The 20,205-nt window shown below is 74.8% G+C and carries 10 protein-coding genes; 9 read left to right on the top strand and 1 reads right to left on the bottom strand.

Annotated features, from left to right (window positions below; translation table 11 throughout):
• Positions 1-6: 6 nt before the first annotated feature.
• The 6 genes from ACFVHI_RS13360 to ACFVHI_RS13335 are packed head-to-tail and all read left to right on the top strand — an operon-like array spanning position 7 to position 7,892.
• Positions 7-1,467, top strand: a complete 1,461-nt coding sequence (locus ACFVHI_RS13360) for a hypothetical protein (protein ID WP_380338727.1) — start codon at positions 7-9, stop codon at positions 1,465-1,467.
• Positions 1,464-3,773: a lantibiotic dehydratase gene (locus tag ACFVHI_RS13355; RefSeq protein ID WP_380338724.1), complete on the top strand. Its 2,310-nt coding sequence runs from the start codon at positions 1,464-1,466 to the stop codon at positions 3,771-3,773. Before ACFVHI_RS13360 ends, ACFVHI_RS13355 begins: the two co-directional genes overlap by 4 nt.
• A complete protein-coding gene (locus tag ACFVHI_RS13350; protein ID WP_380338721.1) occupies positions 3,770-5,035 on the top strand; it encodes a metallopeptidase TldD-related protein in 1,266 nt (421 codons plus the stop codon). Before ACFVHI_RS13355 ends, ACFVHI_RS13350 begins: the two co-directional genes overlap by 4 nt.
• On the top strand, positions 5,028-6,140 hold the full coding sequence (locus ACFVHI_RS13345; RefSeq protein ID WP_380338718.1) for a hypothetical protein: 1,113 nt from the start codon (positions 5,028-5,030) through the stop codon (positions 6,138-6,140). The genes ACFVHI_RS13350 and ACFVHI_RS13345 overlap by 8 nt, the downstream gene beginning before the upstream one ends.
• On the top strand, positions 6,112-7,215 hold the full coding sequence (locus tag ACFVHI_RS13340) for an FAD-binding oxidoreductase (RefSeq protein WP_063346294.1): 1,104 nt from the start codon (positions 6,112-6,114) through the stop codon (positions 7,213-7,215). Before ACFVHI_RS13345 ends, ACFVHI_RS13340 begins: the two co-directional genes overlap by 29 nt.
• A complete protein-coding gene (locus tag ACFVHI_RS13335) occupies positions 7,215-7,892 on the top strand; it encodes a VOC family protein (protein WP_063346295.1) in 678 nt (225 codons plus the stop codon). Before ACFVHI_RS13340 ends, ACFVHI_RS13335 begins: the two co-directional genes overlap by 1 nt.
• A 107-nt stretch (positions 7,893-7,999) precedes the next feature.
• Here the strand turns inward: ACFVHI_RS13335 and ACFVHI_RS13330 are convergent, their stop codons facing one another.
• Positions 8,000-9,223 (bottom strand): M20 family metallopeptidase, encoded by a 1,224-nt coding sequence (locus ACFVHI_RS13330; RefSeq protein WP_380338714.1) that lies wholly within the window; start codon positions 9,221-9,223, stop codon positions 8,000-8,002.
• A 221-nt stretch (positions 9,224-9,444) separates the two neighbouring features.
• Here ACFVHI_RS13330 and ACFVHI_RS13325 point away from each other — a divergent pair, with 221 nt between their 5' ends.
• From ACFVHI_RS13325 to ACFVHI_RS13315, 3 genes are read left to right on the top strand one after another with little or no spacing between them, the layout of a single operon-like run.
• Complete coding sequence (locus tag ACFVHI_RS13325; protein WP_380338711.1) at positions 9,445-11,919, top strand: lantibiotic dehydratase; 2,475 nt, start codon at positions 9,445-9,447, stop codon at positions 11,917-11,919.
• Positions 11,916-12,773, top strand: a complete 858-nt coding sequence (locus ACFVHI_RS13320; RefSeq protein ID WP_380338709.1) for a class I SAM-dependent methyltransferase — start codon at positions 11,916-11,918, stop codon at positions 12,771-12,773. The genes ACFVHI_RS13325 and ACFVHI_RS13320 overlap by 4 nt, the downstream gene beginning before the upstream one ends.
• Before the next feature lie 57 nt (positions 12,774-12,830).
• Positions 12,831-20,180, top strand: a complete 7,350-nt coding sequence (locus ACFVHI_RS13315) for a thioester reductase domain-containing protein (RefSeq protein WP_380338706.1) — start codon at positions 12,831-12,833, stop codon at positions 20,178-20,180.
• The last annotated feature ends 25 nt before the right edge of the window (positions 20,181-20,205 follow it).

Below are 20,205 nucleotides of genomic sequence, written 5' to 3'. Positions count from 1 at the left end.
CGCCGGGTGGTGCTCCCTCCCCTGTTCGATCCGAGTCTGGAACCGGAGCTCGGGCCGGACGACCAACTGATCGACGTGAACGCGCACTTCGTCGCACGCCTCGCGGACACCGGGGCACTCGCCGCGCTGGCCGACGACTACGACCTCGGCAGGCGCGGCGGGGCCGACCCCACGGAGAACCGGACCAGGGCGCTGTTCGCGCGGGCCGCCGCACTGGTCACCGCGCGGGGCGGCCAGGCCGCGGGCCGGCTGCGGGCCATGGGCATGGCGCTACGGCTGGCGGGCGAGGCCGATCCGGCCCTGCGGCTGGCCGCGGACGACGTGGAACTCGTCGGCGGCACCACCGAGTGCGGGGCCGATGTGGTGCTGGCCGCGCAGCGGACCGAGCTGCTGGGGCCCGAGGCGCGGTGGACGCGTGCGGCGGCCCCGGACGGGCGGGTGCACCTGGTGATCGAGACCGACCAGCAACTCCCGGCGGCCGCAGTGCTCCTGGAGGCGCTCGGCCCCGCACGGGTCGTGCTGTGCGGGCGTTTCGCCACCGCGCACCGGGAGGCGCTGCGCGCGCTCGCCCCGTTCTCGGCGGCAGCGGGCTTCGACGACTGGGCGCCGGCCTGGCGGCTGGGCAAGGAGTGGTCGGGGGACGGCACGCCGGTCCGCTGGGTCCGCCGCGCGGCCGACTGGCCGGCCGGCGCCCCCTGGGCGGGCTGGCTGGCCCCGGACGAGGCGGCGGCGCTGCCCGCCGAGGCGTGGCGCGAGTGCCGGGGCGCGGCGCTGACCGTGGCACGGCTGGAGTCCTGGGCCGAGGTGACGGGGGCGGACGGCCGCCGTACCGATCTGCGGACCGTCCTGGACGCGGTGGACGGGGCCCTGCTCCGGGTCGAACTGCTCGTCGGGGCGCCCGGGGTGAGTGCCGAGGAGACGGCCGGCACGGCGCGGAGCCTGCTGTCCGGGCCGGGGCCCCGGCTCGCGGGGCTCAGCCCGTTCCGGCTGCCGACGGCCCGGGGCGGCGCGGCACCGCAGGCCTGGGGCGGCGTGCCGCTGATCCGGCACACGACCCCGGGCAACGACCTGCCCCGCTGGGACCGGTTCAGCGGGCCCGGGACACTCGACGAAACGGCGCGCACCGCGGCGATCGGCGCACTCAACGCCGAACTCGGCGCCGTGGCCGACCTGTTCCCCGGCCGGTTCGCCTGCTGCGTGCTCGCCGCACCGGACGGGACGACGGTGTGGGAGCCGTCGGCCGCCGCCGTCGCCGGGGAGGGGCCCGGCCCGGACGGCCAGGGCCCGGGTTCATTCGTGGTGAACCTGCGGACGGGCAGCGCGTTCCGGCTGCATCCGAAGCTGACGCCGGTCGTGGAGCGGCTCTCGTCCGGCGACACCGCCGTCCTGGACCGGATCAGCGACGGTGCCCGAAGGAAACTGACCGACCGGCTGGTCCAGGCCGGTGTGATGCGGAGGAGCCAGTGAGCCGACAGTGGCGCATCGGGCGGGAGTTCATCCTGCGCCATGCGGGAATGCCGTTCGACTGGCTGGAGGAGCTGGGCGCGCCCCACTCCCTGCTGGAACTCGCGGACGAGCTGCTCGACCGCGAACGGACCGTCCTGGAGTTGGTGGAGACGCAGTTCAGCGGGCCCCGCGCCGAGTCGCTGCGCTCCGACGTGCTGCGCGGACGGGCGCGGCAGCTGCCGGCGTCGTCCGGCGGGCCGCAGTGGAGCCGGGCGGTGAGCGCCTGGGCCGACGCCTGGGAACGCTACGCGCTCGCCTGCCGGCAGGCCGACGACGAGGCCGGAAAGCGGCTGCGGGACCTGCTGGCGGATCCGGGGGTCTCCGAGGCCGTGTTCCTGTCCAACCCGGACGCGTACCGCAACATGCTGCTCCCGCTGCTGGCGTACGAAGGCCCGCTGACCTCGCGCTGGCGCCGGGTGCGCCGGCAGATGTTCACGTACGTGCAGCGGTTCTGCGCGAAGAACGAGACGGTGAGCTTCTTCGGGCCCATGGCGTACGGCACGGTGGGCGAGGGCGAGGGTGCCGTGCTGCGCGACGACGTGCCCCGCGTCCGCCGGGTGTTCTTCTCGCACTGGGCGGCGCGTGCGCTGGCCACGGCGATCGCCCGGGACCCCAGGGTCCTTCCGCATCTCGCGTTCCACTCCACCGGACGGGGTGACGCGGCGCGGGAGCCGCTGCTGCCGCTCGTGGCCGCGGACGGAACGGTGTTCCGCGACGTGGTGCGCGCCGCCGGGCAGCCGGCCCGCGACGTGGCCAGGACGCTGATGCGGCTGGTGGCCGAGGAAGCCGTCACCATCGGCCTCGGCGGCGGCGACTACGACCTGGAGCCCCTCGCGACGCTGCGGGACCAGCTCTCCGCGCTGCCCGCCTCACCGGCCCGCGAGCTGTGGCTCGACCGGGTGGCCGAACTCGCCTCCCTCATCGGAGAGTTGGCGCAGGCGCCGCTGGACCGCAAGGCGGCCGCCGTCGCCGCCCTGGAGGAGCGGTTCACCGAGTTCACCGGCAGGCCGGCCAGGCGGGGCGCCGGTGCGGCGTACGCCGACCGCGCCGTGTTCTTCGAGGAGTGCGCGTCGCCCTTCGCGCTGACCCTCGGAGCCGGGCTGGTCGGCGACTGGGAGCGGCAGCTCGCCCCCGTGCTGGAGGTGTGCACCGCGCACGGGCAGGCCGCCCAGCGCGCCGCGGCGGCCGCAGTGCGCGACGCCTTCACGGACGGGACCGCAGGAGAAACGAGCCCAGCCGGGGCACCGGCCACGGAGTTGGACCTCCTCGCGTACGCGACCCGAGCGGCCGCGAGCCGGTCCGACTCGACCAGCACCTTCCAGGCGGCCCACGCACCCGTCTACCCCGGCGCCGACTGGCGGGCCGAGGTCGAGCGGCTGACCGAGGAGGCCGGGGCGCTGGACGGCGACCGGTACGCGGTCATCGACCTGTGCCCCGCGGCGCCGGACGCCGCCGGGCTCGGCGCGGACGCCCCGCTCGTCCTCTCCCGCGCCCACCACCACCTGCTGGTGCGCAGCTGGCTGGGCACGATGCACCCGGATCCGGACCGGCTCGGCGCGGACGCTGCCGCCTGGACGGCCGCGCAGGACGGCACGGTCGTCGGCCTCGACTTCGGGCGCCGCAACAAGGGCTACTACCGCTTCCCCGGCCGTGAGGTCGCGATGCGCCCGCTGACCTGGACCGACCACGACCAGCCGGAGCTGCTGAAGCCGGAGGACCTCACCGTCCGCATCGGGCCGCACGACGTCACCCTGCACGATCCGGACGGCAAGGCGGTCAGCGCGTACGTCCCGCTGAGCGACTTCGTCAAGTACGCCCCGATCGCCGCCCTTTCGCATCCGCAGGTGCTCCACCCCACCTTCACCACCGAGGACGCACAGCCCGAAGTGGCCCTGGGATCGGTCGTCCTGCAGCGGTCCCGGTGGCAGGTGCCCACCGCGGCGCTCGCGGCACCGGAACCCGAAGCGCGGTTCCTCGCGCTGCGCAGGCTGGCCCGGGACACCGGAACGCGGTTCGTCTTCTGCCGCAGCGCCCATGAGCGCAAGCCGTACCTAATCGACCTGGCCTCACCGCTCGCGGCGGACCTGATCAGCCATGTGGCGCGCGGCGCCGAGCAGTTGGGCGTGGAGCGGATGGCGCCGGGGCCGGACGAGCTGTGGCTGCGCGACGGCGAGGGCCGGCGCTACACCAGCGAGCTGCGGATGCAGATCATCGGCAGCTGCGGCACCGACAGCGGCACCAACAGCGAAGGGAGCAGCACGCGATGACGCACACCACGCTCTTCGCCGAGCACTCGCTGCGGATGCGGGCCGACGTGCTCCCGGACGGCACCGTCTCCACCGAGCGGACCTCGGTGCGCGGAATGAGCGTCGAACGGCACCTCGACCGGGGCTTCACCGAGCACCGCTTCGCCGACGGCGACGACCTACTGGCCTCGGGCGCCGCCGGGGCGGCCCCGGAGGCCGCCGACGCGCTGCGCGAGGTGCAGGAACGGCCGCTGTTCGAGCTGACCCCCGAGCTGCGCGCCGAGCTCGCCGGGATCGCCGCCGAGACCGGCGCGGAGCTGACCCTGGGGGTGGCCCAGCAGCACGTCGCCGCCGGCGGCGCGGACCGCGTCGCCACCACCGAGCGGATCGTCACGACCCTGGAGACCAGGCTGACCGGTGACGACGGCACCGTCCACTCCCGGTCGCTGCTGTGCGCTCCTGCGGGCTCCGACCCGGGCGGGCTGCGGGACGCGGCCGTGCGGACGGCCGAGGCGGTGCGCGAACGCCTCGCACTGCCGCTCGCCGCCGAACTCCCGGACGGCGCCGACCTCGTGCTGCTGCCCGGCCTCGCCGGGGCGTTCTTCCACGAGATCGTCGGACACCCGATGGAGGCCGACGTGGTCGCGTCCGGAACGAGCTACCTCGGGGCGCGCGCCGGGCGGCCGGTCGCACCCGCGTGGCTGTCGGTGCTCGACGGCGGTGCGCACGACGGGCCGGGCTACCGCAGTCCGTTCGACGACGAGGGCACCCCGTGCCGCACCCTGCGGCTGATCGACCGGGGCACGGTGGGGCCGCCGATGACCGACCGGGCGCTCGCCGCCCTGCTCGGCGGCGGCCCCGGCACGGGCCATGGGCGCAAACAGAGCTACCGGCACCCGGCGATCCCCCGGATGACCCACACCGTGGCCCTGATCGAGCCCGCGGCCGAGCCGGAGCCGCCCTCGGGCGACTGGATCGCCCCGTACGGGCTGCGGCTGGACATGATGAACATCGCCTCGGGCGCCTTCGTCTTCCACGCCCCGTTCTCCTTGCTGCACCGCGTCGACGGCAGCACCGCCCGGCTGGGCCCGCTGACGGTGACCGGTGACGGAGCGCGGGTGCTCGCGGGTCTGCGGCCCTACGAGCACCGGGTCGCCGCCTACCTGCGGGCCACCGGGGGCTGCGGGAAGCTGGGGCAGTACCCGGTGCCGGTGTCGTTCGCGAACGCCGGGTTCCGGCTGCCGGCCGGGCTCGTCGGGCTGCGGGCGGTGGCCCGTGGCTGAGACCAGGATCCGTGCCTCCGGAATCGTCACGCCCACCCGCGGCGCGCCGCGGCTGACCGTCTCGCTCGACACCCTGCGCCTCGAACGGGACGCGACGGGCCGGGTCACCGGCTCCCGGCGGGTCGCCGGATCGGCGGACCAGGACGCGGGCAAGGAGACCGGGCTGCTGCTCACCGAGGCGGCCGAACGGACGGCGTCGGCCGTCGCCGGGCTCCAGAGCGCGGTGGCGCAGATCCACGAGTGGCGTGACGGCGACGGCCTGCCGGTGTCCCGGCGGGCCGAGTTGCTGGCCCGCGTCGAGACCCCCGGCGGTCCCGTACTGCTCGGCACCAGCGGCCCGGGGGATCCGGCCGGGCTCGTGGAGGCGCTGCCCTGGGACGAACTCGGGGCGCTCTCGGAGCCGTTCGTACCGGCCGACCCGCCGGACGACTGGCGCGAGCGGCCGCTGCTGCTGCGGCCGTCCGCGGCGTCGGTGCTGGTGGCCGGTGCGGCCTTCTCGCTGACCTCGCGCGGGGGTCGCGCGACCGCCGCCCGGCTGGCGGGGCGGCGCATCCTGCCGCAGCTGACCCTGACCGACCTGCCGTCGGCGCCGCCCGGGTCGGCGCTGGACGGGTCGGCGCCGCCCGGGTCGGGGCTGGACGACCGGGGCGACCCGGCGCTGCCCACCGTCCTGGTCGACGGCGGCCGGATCTGCCCGCCGCCCCCGCTCGCCGAGGGCATCGCGCTCGGCCGGGCCGTGTGGGACCACGACACCGGCGGGTTCGGCCCGCCGCCGCTGGCCCGGCTCGAACTCGGCGGGCCCCTGGCCGAGGTGCCCCCGGACGCGGTGGAACTCGTCTGGTGCGTGGAAGGCCTCCAGCGCTACCACGGCGACGGCACCGTCCGGCTCCAGTGCCTGGCCAGGGTCGCGAACCGGCCCGGCGGCTGGTTCCGCCTCGCCCTGCGGGGCAAACCCGTCCATCTGCTGCGCCAGGCCCGCGGCCTGGCCGGCCCACCCATGGCTGTCCACAGCGACAGCGACGTGACCACCCGCTCGCTGGTACTCGCCGGCGCGGCCGAAATGGAAGGTGCAGGACATGCCGTCGTCACCGTCATCACCCCCTGACTTCACGCTCATCGGCGGAGGGATCGTCGGCGCCTGCCTCGCCGAGGAGTTGAGCGACAGCGGGGCGTCCGTCCGGGTCCTCGACTCCGGCGCCGAACCCGGGCACTCGACCAACCGCGCGGCGGGGGTGGCGGTCCCCTCGCTGCGCTACCTCACCGACCGGGAGTTCTACGACTGGCTGCGCACCGCCAAGCGGGACCTGGACGCCGACGTCGCCCGGCTGGAACCGGAGTACGGCGCGTTCAGCGTGGCCAGGCCCATCCTGCGCGCCCTGCGCGAGACGGACGTCGAGGCCCACGGCGACGTGCTGAGCGGGCTCGGCGTCGGCGACTGGGTGGAGGGCGACGCCCTCGCGCAGGCCGCGCCCGGGCTCAAGCTGCCGACCAGTAGGCGCTACCTCCTCGACCCGGACGGGCTGATGATCGACGGCCGCCGCTACCTGGACGCCGTACGGCGCCGGTGCCTGGCCCGGGGCGTCGACTGGCAACAGGGCGTCACGGTCCGGGAGGTGCGCGAGGAGGGCGCGGCCGTCTCGGTGGTGACCTCGGACGGGACGCTCCGCGCGGACCGGGTGGTGATCACCGCCGGCGCCTGGAGCTCGGGCAAGGGCCTGGCCGAGGCGACCGGAGTCCGGCCGCAGCGCGGGCAGATGGCCGTGCTGCGGACCGACGAGGAGCTGAACTGCATCCTGTCCTCCGCCTACTACCTCGCGCCCGGGGTCGGTGACGACGTGATCGTCGGTGCGACGGAGGAGGACACGGGCTTCGCCGAGCACGTGACCACCCAGGGCATCGCCAACCTGCTGCGGTTCGCCACGACCGTCATGCCGGGGCTCGCGGACTCGGTGCCCGTGGAGCTCCGCGCCGGACTGCGCCCGGTGTCCGGCACCGGACGGCCGCTGGCGGGCGCGCTGCCCGGCCACGAGCGGATCTTCCTGTCGGCCGGCCACGCCGGGCACGGGCTGCTCTCGGCGCGCGCCACCGGCAAGGGCATGGCGGCCGGCCTGGTCGGCGACGACTGGGAGGCCCTGCCGTACAGCATGTGCCCCTCGCACGCCCTGGGCGGTGCCTCCTGATGCGCATCGACCATGTGATCCTCGGCGCGCGGACCATCGAGCCGCTGCGCGAACTGCTGTGGGACGAGTACGGGTTCGGCATCACCGACGGCAGCCCCAACCCGGACGGCACGGCGAGCTGGGTGGTGCCCTTCGACACGCCCGACGTGCAGTACCTGGAGCTGCTCGTCACCCACGACGAACGGCGGCTGGCGGGCGAGGACTTCGGCCGGCTGTTCCTGGAACGGACGGCGGACGGGCCGGACTTCCTCAACTGGGCGGCGCTGACCGACGACATCGAGTCCACCGCACGCGCGGTGGAGACGGTCACCGGAGCGGATCCGGACCTCTTCCGCGGCGAGTCCGTCCGGGCCGACGGAGGGAGCGTGCCGTGGGCGGAGGCGGCGTTCGACCTGTCGTGGCGCAGCCGGGTGCTGCCGTTCTTCCTGAGCTACAGCGACCCGCAGGCGCGCGCGGCACGGGTGCCGGGCGATCTCAAGGCCGCTGGGCACCGGGTGTGCCCGAAGGCGCTGCGGCGCCTTGAGACGGGCCCGGCGCGGGAGCCGGAGCGGGCTTGGGCGGACCGGTGGCCCGGACTCGCCGCGCTCGACGTCCTGGTCGACCCCGCGGCCGGCCCCCGCATCTCGGCGGTGCACATCGACACCGCCGAGGGCGAGACGGTGGTGCGGCTTCCGTGACCCCCGCACGCCCCGCACCCGCGGGGGCACCGGGCGGCCCCGGCCGCAGCACCGCCGCGGCCGGGGCGTCCGGGCCTGCCCGGCCGGGCAGGCCCGGCCGGCGGCGGTCAGCCGGCCGTGCGGCCCGCGTCCCGACGAGCAGTGCGGCCCGCGTCGCGACGAGCCGCGTGGGCCGTGAGCAGCCGCTCCCGGGCCTGGTCGTCCTCGGCGGCCTGCACCGCCGTCCAGGCCAGTGCGACGGACGCCTGGAGCAGCGCCCGGTCGGCGGCCGGGGCCACGCAGGCCCGGGCGAACTCCGGCTGGTGGTTGACCGCGCCGCCGCTGTCGATGCCGATGCTGGGGTGCACGCTGGGCAGGACCCGGCTGACGTTGCCCATGTCGGTGCTGCCGGTGGGCATCGCGCGCTCCTCCTCCGGGGACACCAGGGGGCGGCCCAGTTCGGTCGCCGCCGCCCGGTAGGCCGCCACCAGGAACGGATCGTGGGCCAGTTCGGCGTACGCGGGTGTCGAGCGGACCTCGTGGGTGCAGCCGGTGGCGACGGCGCCGCCCTCGAAGCAGGCCCTGACGCGTGCTTCGAGGCGCCCCAGGGACTCCATGTCGCCGGCCCGCAGGTTGTACAGGGCGCTGGTGTGCGCGGGGACCACGTTGGGCACCTCGCCGCCCCGGGTCACGATGCCGTGCACCTGCTGCCGCGGCTCGAAGTGCTGGCGGCCCACGCCGACGGCGACCTCCGCCACGGTCAGGGCGTCGGCGGCGTTGACGCCCAGGTGCGGGGCGAGTGCGGAGTGCGACTCCCGTCCGGTGTAGCGGACTTCGAGCTCGACCAGGGCGAGGGGGCGGGGAGCGCAGTTGTCCTCGGGGGCCGGGTGGACGAGCATCGCCATCGACACCTCGTCGAAGACGCCGGCCTCCAGCATGGCGATCTTGCCGCCGCCCTCCTCCTCGGCCGGGGTGCCCAGCACCATGACGGTGATGCCGAGGTCGTCGGCCACGTCCCTCAGCGCCAGGGCCGCGCCCACCGACGAGGCGGCGATGATGTTGTGGCCGCAGGCGTGGCCGAGGCCCGGCAGCGCGTCGTACTCCGCGCACAGCCCGACCGTGAGCGGGCCGCTGCCGTAGCGGGCGGTGAACGCGGTGTCCAGGCCGCCGGCGCCGGGCACCACCTCGAATCCCTCGTCCCGCAGCAGGCCGCTCACCTTGGCGGCGCTGCGGTGCTCCTTGAACGCGGTCTCCGGCTCGGCGTGAATACTCCTGGACAGCGCGATCAGTTCGTGTTCGGCGCGTTCGACGCTTTCGCGACAACCGCGCATGATCCGAGACGAGATTCGCATCTTCTCTTTCCCCTCCGCATGACCGGGATCTCCGTCGGCCGGATGGCCGGACAATTCCCTGGCCTTTTCCTTCCTACCGGAGTCTCCGACGAAAAGCGAGACCAGTCTGGAGAATTGACATGGCGTCACCGACAGATTCACTGACAGATTCGCTGAAAGATCCACTGACAGCGTCACTGACCTGGAACGTGCGGGCGGGTGACGGGGAACTCTCGGTCGAGATGATGCCCTGGTCGCTGCTGCGCGCGACCGGCTTCCCCTCCGGGCTCCTGGACGGGCTCGCGTCCGAGGAACTGCTCGGCACCGCCGCCGGGGTGCTCGCGGCGGAGCAGGCGGTCGCCGCCGAACGTGCGCACTTCCTGGACGCGCTGTGGCCGGGGCTGCGCAAGGCCGTACGGACGGTCGAACCGCGCCAGCGGTCGCTGCGGGCCCTCCAGAGCTGCCGCCGGCTGGTGGACGACGGCGCGCCCCTGGACGAGCGGTGCGCAGCGGTCCTCGCGGCGACCGGCGCGCCGGACTGGGCGCCCCGCTGGAACGCCCTGGTCGCCGCGCTCGACGAACGGCTGGCCGCGGCCGGAGCCGAACTGGAGGCGGCCCTGCTGCGGGCCCGGCTGCACACCGCACGGGCCGCCGGCCGCGACGACTTCGGGCACGCCGTGTTCGTGTCGAACCCCTCGTTCCACCACACCGCCCTGGAGACGCGGCCGCTGACGCACCCGGGCTGGGCGCAGGCGCGGGACGAGGGCGGCGCCCTGCCGCAGAGCCTGCGTCGCCGGGTCGACACCCTGCACCGCTATCTACGCCGGTTCGCCACCAAGTGCGAGACCGTCTCGTTCTTCGGCCCGGTGCTGTTCGGCCGTCTGGTGCCGGAGCAGGAGGAGACCCTGCTGGTCGGCGCGCCCGGCCGCGAGAGGGTCGTGGTGGAGGCGAGCGCCTGGCTGGTGGAGGAGCTGCGGGAGCAGGCCGCCCGCGAGGTGCCGTTGACGCGGCAGCGCGTGTGGCCCAGTCCGCTGTTCCGCCGGCCCGGCTCGTCCCCGGTGCTGGAACGGGCCGTGGACGGGCGCAGGTTCAAGGTCGCGGGGCCCGCGCTGGCGCTGTGGAGTGCCGCCGCCGCGGCGCCGGGGAGCCGGCTCGACTCGCTCGTCAGCGCCGCCGGTCCCGTGCCGCCGCCGCATCGGGCGGGGGCGGACGACGCGTACGCCGCCGGGCTGGTGAAGGCACTCGGGCCGGCGCTGGTCGTCTCCCCCTGGCGGCTGCCAGCGACCGAACTGCACGCGCTGACCAGGCTCGCGGCCGAGCACCCCACGGACACGGCGGTGAACCTGGCGGAGGTCCGCGACACGTACGCGCGGGCGCCCTGGCCCGAGCGGGCGGCGCACCTCCTCGCCGTGCGGGCGGCCCGCGCGGCGGACGGCGGGCGGGTCTCGCAGGACAGCGGACGGCACTACGCCGACCGCGAGCTGTTCCACGAGGACAGGTCGAGTCCACTGAGCGAGCGGGTCGGCTTCGGGGCGCCGGTCGTGGAGCGCATCCGGGAGGTCACCGAGGCGGTGTTCCCGCTGGTGTTCCTCGCGGCGCTGCTGGCCAGGGAGGACGCCCGCGACGCCCTGCGCGCCGAACTGGGGGGCGCCCCGGTGCCGCTCGCCGCACTGGCCGCACGGGAGATACCCGCTCGTTCACCGCGCCGCGACGGGCTGGACGCGGTGCTGCGCCGACTGGTCGGGCGGGCCGTGGAGGCCGCGGGAACGGCCGACGGCCGCCCCCCGGTCGTGGAGCTGAGCGGCAGCGAACTGGCCGAGGCGCTGGCGCCGCTGTGGGACACCGTGACGTACGGCCCCGACGACGCGTGCCTGCCGAGCCCCGACCTGATGGTGGCGGGCCCCGACCCGGCCACCGCCGACTGGGTGCTCTCGGAGCTGCACGACGACTGCAGCTCGATCTTCGGGGGGCTGGAGCGTCCGCTGCACAGCGACCCGGACGGGCTGTGGGGCGGCTTCACCGAGCGAGTGGCGCGAGCCTTGCCGCCCGGGACCGCCGCGACCATCGTCTCGCGCCGGCGCAGCGCCCATGTGACCCCCGAACTCCCCGGTGCCGCCATCGAACTGAGCGGCCTCTCGGGCAAGGACCGGGCCGACGTGGTGCCGATCGCGGACGCCGTCGTGCCCGCTTCGGCCGACGCGGTGGTGGTGGGCGGCCGGCGGCGGCTGCTCTACCCCGGCGACCTGTCGTCGACGCTGCACCGCGCGGTGTCCAGGCCCGCGCTGGTCCCGGTGCCGGTCGACCTCGGCGCGTACACCCCCAGGATCGTGGTGGACGGTGTCGTGGTCCAGCGTGCCCGCTGGCGGCTGAGCATTCCGGAAAGAGCTCCGGAGAAGGCCGCGGACACCGTCGCCCAGTGGTTGTCCGTGCAGCGGCTGCGGGCCGCCCAGGGAATTCCACGCCACGTCTACGTGAAGCATCCGGCCGAACCAAAGCCGCTGTACGTCGATTTCGCCGATCCGCTGTCGGTGATCGATATCGCGCGACTTCCCGGAGGGGAAGTCGTCGTGTCCGAAATGCTGCCCACCCCGGACCAGCTGTGGTGGCGCGTCGCGGACGAAACGCATTGTGCCGAATTCCGTCTCGGCTGCATCGTGCGGCCGGTGACATCCGACAATCCGCCGACCCCGGAACAACAGGAAGAGAGCGCGTCATGACCGAGGACCTCCGCATCACCTCACTGGTGAGGGACGCTTACGACAAGGCCGCCGAGCAGTACGATTCCGCAGGTCAGATGATCTTCCACCCGCTGGGGAAGATGATCGCCGACACCCTGGAGCTCTCGCCGGGCGAGCGGGTGCTCGACATCGGCTGCGGGCGCGGCGCCTGCCTGTTCCCGATCGCCCACGCGGTGGGCCCGGAGGGCTTCGTGCTCGGCATCGACCAGGCCCAGGGCATGGTCGACGCCTGCACGGCCGACATCACGGCCCGCGGGGTCGCCGGCCGGGCCCGCGCGGAGCTGGGCAACGCCCAGGACTTCGCCTTCGCCGAGCCGTTCGACGCGGCGAGCGCCGGGATGGTCCTGTTCCTGCTGCCCGAGGCGGAGAAGGCCCTGTCCTGCGCCGCCGCGGCGCTGCGCCCCGGCGGCAGGTTCGCCGCGACCACCTTCCCCACCGAGAACGGCAGGCTGGCCGCCGGCTGGGAGTCCGCCGAGATCCTCTCCGGGGTGCTCGCCAAGTACCTCCCCGAGGGTGTGGACGACCCGTGGCAGGTGGTCCTGGGCCTCGGCGGCCCGCTGGCCGGTGAGGAGTCCACGGCCGCCGCCTTCCTCACCGCCGGCTTCAGCGATGTACGGATCCGCCACGTCCCGGCGGACTCCCGCTTCGAGACCATCGACGACTACCTGGCGTGGACCAGGACCGTGACCACCCGCGTGCAGTGGGACCTGGTGCCCGCGGAGCGGGTGGCCGAAGCGACCGACGAGGCGCGCGAGGCGCTGCGGGTGCTCGCGGGGCCGGACGGCTCCCTGGAGTTCTCCTGCCCGACCAGGACCGTGCTGGCCGTCCGCTGACGGCACGACCGCAACCGTCTACCAAGCGCTGAACACAGAGCCGAGAGGTGCGATGACATGGCTCCTGACACGACCCCTTCGCTGATCCGTCCGCTGTCCGAACTGCTCGGCGGACACGCCGCCCGGATCGGGGACAAGGTGGCCTTCGCCGACGCCCGGCGGGGCGTCGGCTACCGGGAACTGGATCTGCGGACCTCTCGGCTCGCCGGCCGGCTCGCCGCGCTGGGACTGGAGAACGGCGGCCGCGCCGCCGTCCTCATGGGCAACAGCGTCGAGATGGTGGAGAGCTGCCTCGCCGTCATCCGGGCGGGCGGCATCACCGTGCCGCTGAATCCGCAGGCGTCCGAGGCCGAACTGGTCCACTTCCTGCGGGACTCCGGGGCGTCGGTGGTGCTGTGCGACCCGGCGCGGCTCGACGTGCTGCTGCGCGCGGTGGCCGCCTCCGGCCCGTCCCGGCCCTCGATCGTGCTCACCGGCGACTCCCCCGGCGCCACTGCTTCCGACACCACCGGGTACGGCACCACCTCGGACATCACCGGGTACGACATCACCGCGTACGAGACGCTCGCGGCCACCCCGTACGACGGGCCGGCGCCCGAGGAGAGCCCGCTCGACGCTCCGGCCTGGATGCTCTACACCTCGGGCACCACCGGCCGCCCCAAGGGGGTGCTCTACTCCCTGCGCAGCTCGCTGTGGCTGGTGGAGTCCTGCCACGTGGGCGTGCTCGGGATGACGCAGGACGACCGACTGCTGTGGCCGATGCCGCTGTTCCACGGCCTGGGCCAGAACCTGTGCGTCATGGCGGTCGTGGCCGTGGGCGCCGGCGCCCGGCTGATGAGCGGCTTCGCCCCTTCCGAGGTGCTGGACGCCCTGCGCGAGGACGGGGTGACCTTCCTCGCCGGGGTGCCGACGACGTACCACTACCTGCTGGACCGTGCCCGCCAGGAGCACACCCGGCTGCCGTCGCTGCGGCTCGGGTTCGTCGCCGGTTCGGCCAGCGGCGCCTCCCTCGGCAGCCGTTTCGAGGAGGCGTTCGGGGTCCCGCTGGTGGACCAGTACGGATCGACCGAGACCGGCGCGATCACCTCGAACCGGCCGACGGGCGACCGGGTCGCCGGGGCGGCCGGGCCGCCCGTCCCGGGGGTGGCCATCCGACTGGTGGACGACGGTTCCGGTGCCGAGGTGCCCGACGGCGAGCAGGGCGAGGTCTGGGTCAGCGGCCCCAACCTGATGCTGGGCTACCACGGGCAGCCCGACGCCACGGCGCAGGTGCTGCGGGACGGCTGGTACCGCACGGGCGACCTGGCCCGCCGGGACGCCCTCGGGCAGGTGACCCTGACCGGCCGTCTCAAGGAGCTGATCATCCGGGGCGGCGAGAACATCCACCCCGTGGAGATCGAGGACGTGGTGCGTACGGCGCCGGGCGTGGCCGACGCGGCGGTGGGCGGGGAGCCCCACGAGGTGCTCGGCGAGGTGCCCGTCGCGTACGTGGTGCCCGGTCCCGAAGGCGTCGACGTCCAGGCGCTGTTCGAGCACTGCCGGACGCGGCTGTCCTTCTTCAAGGTGCCGGAGAAGGTGTACGCCGTCGAGCACGTTCCGCGCACCGCGTCCGGCAAGGTCACCCGGCACCTGCTGGCGGACGCGGACCCCCGGTTGCTCGGTACGGCGTCCACCGGCGGGCCCGGGGAGCACGGGAGCCTCGGGGCCGAGCCCGACCAGGGCGAGTGGGCGGGCCGGCTCGCGGCGCTCACGGCGGCCGAGCGGGCCCGGACGGTGCTGGACCTGGTCCGCGCCGAGGTGGCGCTCACGCTCGGCGTCGAAGCCGAACGGGTCGCGCCCACACGGCCGTTCGTGGACCTCGGCCTCGGCTCCCTCGCCGTCGTGGCGGTCGGGCGGCGGCTGTGCGCGCTGGTCGGGCTGCGGCTCCCGGCGACGGCGGTGTTCGACCACCCGACGCCCGCCGCGTTCGCGGACCGGCTGGTCGCCGAGCTGACGGGGCCATCGGACAGCTCCACGGCCGCCGAAGCGTTCCCGGACGGGCGTACGGCCCCCGCGGGGCCCGGCCCGGACGGCGCCGAGCCGATCGCCATCATCGGCATGGCCTGCCGCTTCCCCGGCGGGGTGGAGTCACCCGAGCAGCTGTGGGACCTCGTCGCCGCAGGCCGGGACACCACCTCGGACTTCCCCGCCGACCGGGGCTGGGCACTCGACACCCTGTTCGACCCCGACCCCGACCACCCCGGCACCAGCTACGTCTCGCGCGGCGGCTTCCTGACCGACCCGTCCGCGTTCGACGCCGGATTCTTCGGCATAGCCCCGCGCGAGGCGACCGCGATGGACCCGCAGCAGCGGCTGATGCTGGAGATCGCCTGGGAGGCCTTCGAACGGGCGGGCCTCGACCCGACCGGCCTGGCCGGCTCGGAGACCGGCGTCTTCGTCGGCACCAAGGGACAGACGTACAGCACACTCGCCGCGCCCGGGTCCGAGTACGAGGGCCATCTCGGCTTCGCCACCTCGGGCAGCGTGATGTCCGGCCGGGTGGCCTACACCCTCGGTCTGCACGGCCCCGCCGTCACCGTCGACACGGCCTGCTCCGCGTCCCTGGTCGCCCTCCACCTGGCCTGCGGCTCCCTGCGCTCCGGTGAGTCGCGGCTCGCGCTCGCGGGCGGGGTCACGGTGATGTCCACCCCGGACGACATGATCACCTTCAGCAGGCACCGGGGCCTCGCCCCGGACGGCCGGGTGAAGGCCTTCGCCGGCGCGGCGGACGGCACCGCCTTCGGCGAGGGCGCGGGGGTGCTGCTGCTCGAACGGCTCTCCGACGCGCAGCGGGCGGGCCACCGGGTGCTCGCCGTGATCCGGGGCAGCGCCGTGAACCAGGACGGCGCGTCCAACGGGCTCACCGCGCCCAACGGCCGGGCGCAGCAGCGGGTGATCCGCCGGGCGCTCGCCAACGCCCGGGTGGCCGCGCACGAGGTCGACCTGGTCGAGGCCCACGGCACGGGGACCATGCTCGGCGACCCGATCGAGGCCGAGGCGATCCTCGCCGCGTACGGGCGCGGCCGGGACCCTCAACGGCCGCTGTGGCTCGGCTCGGTCAAGTCCAACATCGCCCACACCCAGGCCGCCGCGGGCATGGCCGGTGTCATCAAGCTGGTGGAGGCGATGCGGCACGCCGTCCTCCCGGCGACCCTGCACGTGGACCGTCCGTCGCCGCACGTCGACTGGTCGTCGGGGAACGTACGGCTGCTCGACGAGGCGCGGCCGTGGACGGCCGCCGACGGACGGCCCCGGCGCGCCGGGGTGTCCTCCTTCGCCATCAGCGGCACCAACGCCCATGTCGTCCTGGAGGAGGCGCCGCACTCCCCCGCGCCGGAGGAGGCCCCGGACCCGGTCTCGCCCGAGGGGGCCCCGGCCCCGGTCTCGGCCGAGGGGACCCCGGCCCCGGTCCGGGCGCTCAGCGCCGTACCGTGGCTACTGTCCGCGAAGTCCCCGGCCGCGCTGCGCGACCAGGCCCGCCGGCTGGAGTCGTTCCTGCGTGCGGAGCCCGACCGGAATGCCGTGGACGTGGGGCTCACCCTGGCACTGTCCCGGGCCGGGCTCGAACACCGGGCCGCCGTCGTCGCGGACCTCGGTCGCGGGGCGAACGGCGCGGAGGGTCTGCTGCGCGCACTCGGCGCGCTCGCGGAGGGCGAGCCCGCGGCCGGACTGACCACCGATCACGCCGGTGCCGCCCGGACCACGGCGTTCCTCTTCACCGGCCAGGGCTCCCAGTGGGCGGGCATGGCCCGTGAACTGTACGAGGCGTTCCCGGTGTTCGCCGAAGCGCTGGACGCGGTGTGCGACCATCTGGCGCCACAGGTACGGCAGTTGCTCATCGCCGCCGCCGGCGACGCGGCGGACGACGGGCGCATCCATCGCACCGGTATCACCCAACCCGCCCTGTTCGCACTGGAGGTCGCGCAGTTCGCGCTGCTGCGGTCCTGGGGTGTGCGTCCCGACGCGCTCGCCGGCCACTCCCTCGGCGAACTGGCCGCCGCGCACGTCGCCGGGGTGTTCTCGCTGGCGGACGCGGCCCGGCTGGTCACCGCCCGGGGCGAGCTGATGCAGGCGCTGCCCGAAGGCGGCGCCATGATCGCGCTGGAGGCCACGGAGGACGAGGTCCTGCCGCTGCTCGCCGGCCGGGAGTCCCGGCTGGGGATCGCCGCCGTGAACGCGCCCCGGTCCGTCGTGGTCTCGGGCGACGAGGACGCCGCGGCGGAGGTCGCCCAGCTAGTGGCCGAACTAGGCGGCAGGACCAAGCGTCTGATGGTCAGTCACGCTTTCCACTCGCCCCGGATGGACGCGGTGCTGGAGGAGTTCGAGGCCGTGGCCCGGACCGTCACCTACCGTGCGCCGGACCTGCCGATCGTCTCCACGGTCACCGGCGCCCTCGCCGGTGCGGAACTGCTGACACCCGCGTACTGGACCGGGCAGCTGCGCTCGGCCGTCCGGTTCGCCGCCGCGGTGCGGACCCTGCGGGAGCGGGGCACCGACACCTTCGTCGAACTGGGCCCGGACGCGTCCCTGACGGCCCTGGTGCGCCAGATCGCCGACGACGCCGACGCCGACGGAGGTGATGGGGGTGACGACGCCGATGGGGGTGGCCGGCCGAACGACCACCGCGCGCTGCCGGTCTCCCGGCGCGACCGGCCCGGCGCGGCGACCGCCGTCGCAGTCGCCGCCGCGCTCCACACCGCCGGTGTCCCGGTCGACTGGGCGGCGTTCTTCGACGGCACCGGCGCCCGCCACGTCACGCTGCCGACCTACGCCTTCCAGCGCAAGCGTTACTGGCTGCCCGCACTCGCCGGCCCCGCCCCCGCCTCGGCACCGACCGCGATCGCCGAGGCCGAGGCGGAGGCGGAGGCCGCAGCCGAGGAGGCGGCCCCGTCCGGGCGGGTGCTCAAGCCGGGTGAGCGCCCGGAGGTCGCCGCCCGCCTGGCCGGCGTGCTCGCCGGCCTGGACGAGGAGAAGCAGCTCCTCCACATGATCGACCGGATCGCCACGCGGGTCGCGGCGGTGCTCGGCCACGACAGCGCGGACGCCATCGACCCCGACGTGCCGTTCCTCGAACTCGGCGTCGACTCCCTCATGGCCGTCGAGATGCGCAACCAGTTCAGCGACTTCTGCGGGGTGAGCCTGCGCCCGACGCTCGTCTTCGAGCACCCGACCCCGGCGGTGCTCGCCGACCACCTGCTCGCGAAGGTGCTGGCCGCGGTGTCCGCCACGCCGGGCGTCGACGAGGACGCGGTGGACTTCGCCTCCGAGGTCGTCCTGGCGGCGGACATCTCCCCCGCCGACGAGGTGATCCGGGTCGCGGACGACCCGCAGGAGGTGCTCCTCACTGGTGCGACCGGGTTCCTGGGCGCGTACCTGCTGCGCGACCTGCTGCGGACGACCCGTGCGACCGTGCACTGCCTGGTCCGCGGGGCCGACGAGGCGGACGCGTGGGCGCGGCTGCGCAAGAACCTTGAGTGGTACGAGTTCTGGGACGCCATCGACCCGGACCGGTTGTCCGTGGTCGTCGGCGATCTCGCCCGGCCGCTGCTGGGGCTGGCCCCCGAACGCTTCGACGCCCTCGCCCGCAGCGTGGACAGCGTCTACCACGCCGCCGCGACCGTCAACGGCCTCTACCCGTACTCGGCGTTGAAGGACGCGAACGTCACGGGCACCGCGGAGATCCTGCGCCTGGCCGCACGGCACCGCACCGTGCCCGTCCACCACGTCTCGTCCACCGGCGTGTTCGCCGCGGAGGCGGTCCCCGGGCAGGCGCTCCAGGTGACCGACCCGCCGGGCCCCGCCGAGGCGCTGTCGTCCGGCTACCGGCAGACGAAGCTGGTGGCGGAGCAGATCATCGAACTCGCCAGGGGGCGGGGCCTGCCGGTCTCGGTCTACCGGGTGGACGAGATCTCCGGCGACTCGGAGCGCGGCTTCTGCCAGACCCACGACTTCGTCTGGCTGAGCATGAAGGGCATCGTGCAGGCCGGTGCCGTCCCGCAGGATCCCGCCGGCATCTTCCACCTGGTGCCGGTCGACCACGTCAGCGCGGCGATCCTGCGGCTGTCCCGCGACGACCGGGCGGCGGGCCGCAACCACCACCTCGCCAACGGGACGCACCTCCCGTTCTCCGCGATGACGGAATCCCTCCGCTCCCTCGGCTACCGGCTGGACGAACTCCGCTGGGACGCCTGGGTGCGGCGCATCCGCGCCGACCGCGACAACGCGATGGTCCCGATGATCGACGCGTTCGAATCGACCATCTACAGCGGGCGCAACCACTACCTGTCCGTCGACACCTCGCAGACCCGCGAGCTGCTGACCGGTACCGGCGTCGACTGCCCGCCGATGACGCGTGAACTCTTCGAGAAGTACGTCGGGTTCTTCGTCCGCGTCGGCTACTTCCCCGAACCGGGCGCCGGCGCCGGGGGCGGCCTCGTCGACACCGGTACGCAGGCCTTCCGGGTCCGGGAGGCGGCCTGGGAGGACCTTCCGGCGATGGCGGCCATCTGCTTCGAGGCCTTCAACACCCTCAACGCCTCGTTCGGCCTCGCCCCGGAGTGGTCGTCGGTGGACGAGGTGACGGAGATGTTCCGGGACCGGCTCGCGGCCCCGGGCTGCCTCGCCTACGTGGCGGTCGACGGCGCGGACTCCGTGACGGGCTCCAACTTCCTGGTCCTGGGCGAGTCCGTCGCCGCCTTCGGCCCGCTCAGTGTCGCGCCCGGCGCGCAGGGCGGCGGTGTGGGCCGGCTGCTGATGGACGAGGTGATCGGCGCGGCCGCCCGGCACGACCGCGGCTCGGTCCGGGCCGTCCAGGTGACCAACAACCTGGGCGCGTACCGGCTCTACTCCTCGCTCGGCTTCGTCCCGCACGAGCAGCTGTCCCTGGTCGCCGGGTACGCACCGCCCACCCCGGCGAACATGGCCGGCTTCACGGTGCGCGCGATGACCGAGGACGACGTACCCGCGTGCCAGGAGCTGTACCGCTCGGTCAACGGCCATGCACGGGACGGCGAGATCCACATGGCGGCCAAGCGGGCCTTCGGCTGGTCGCAGCCGTACGTGGTCCTGGACCGGTCGAGCGGTGCGCTCGCCGGCTACACCACGGGCCTGTCCGACCTGGGCCATCTGACGGCGGTCTCGGAGGCTGCGGCACGGGCGCTGTACACGGGCGCCGGCGAGCTGATGCGCCGGGCCGTCCCCGACGGCCCGCCGCCCCGGCTGCGCATCCCGGGCCGACTGCTGCCCGAGACCCTGAGCTGGGCGTTCCACACCCGGGGCATCACCCTGGAGCGACTGGAGACGCTGGTGGCACGCGGCTCGTACACGGCGCCGCAGCAGGGGGTGTACTGCCCGGGGCTGTCCTACTGAGGCACCGCCGCAGGCGAGGGACGCG

It is taken from the genome of Kitasatospora sp. NPDC127121 (assembly GCF_042677305.1).
GTDB lineage: Bacteria > Actinomycetota > Actinomycetes > Streptomycetales > Streptomycetaceae > Kitasatospora.
Note: the sequence above shows the minus strand (reverse complement) of the source record. Positions and strands in the feature narration are given on the sequence as shown.

Bases quoted from the DNA above. Each gene is read 5' to 3' on its own strand.
- ACFVHI_RS13350 (WP_380338721.1), top strand. From the start codon at position 3,770: ATGACGCACACCACGCTCTTCGCCGAGCACTCGCTGCGGATGCGGGCC.
- ACFVHI_RS13340 (WP_063346294.1), top strand. From the start codon at position 6,112: ATGCCGTCGTCACCGTCATCACCCCCTGACTTCACGCTCATCGGCGGA.
- ACFVHI_RS13335 (WP_063346295.1), top strand. From the start codon at position 7,215: ATGCGCATCGACCATGTGATCCTCGGCGCGCGGACCATCGAGCCGCTG.
- ACFVHI_RS13330 (WP_380338714.1), bottom strand. From the start codon at position 9,223: ATGCGAATCTCGTCTCGGATCATGCGCGGTTGTCGCGAAAGCGTCGAA.
- ACFVHI_RS13325 (WP_380338711.1), top strand. From the start codon at position 9,445: ATGATGCCCTGGTCGCTGCTGCGCGCGACCGGCTTCCCCTCCGGGCTC.
- ACFVHI_RS13320 (WP_380338709.1), top strand. From the start codon at position 11,916: ATGACCGAGGACCTCCGCATCACCTCACTGGTGAGGGACGCTTACGAC.
- ACFVHI_RS13315 (WP_380338706.1), top strand. From the start codon at position 12,831: ATGGCTCCTGACACGACCCCTTCGCTGATCCGTCCGCTGTCCGAACTG.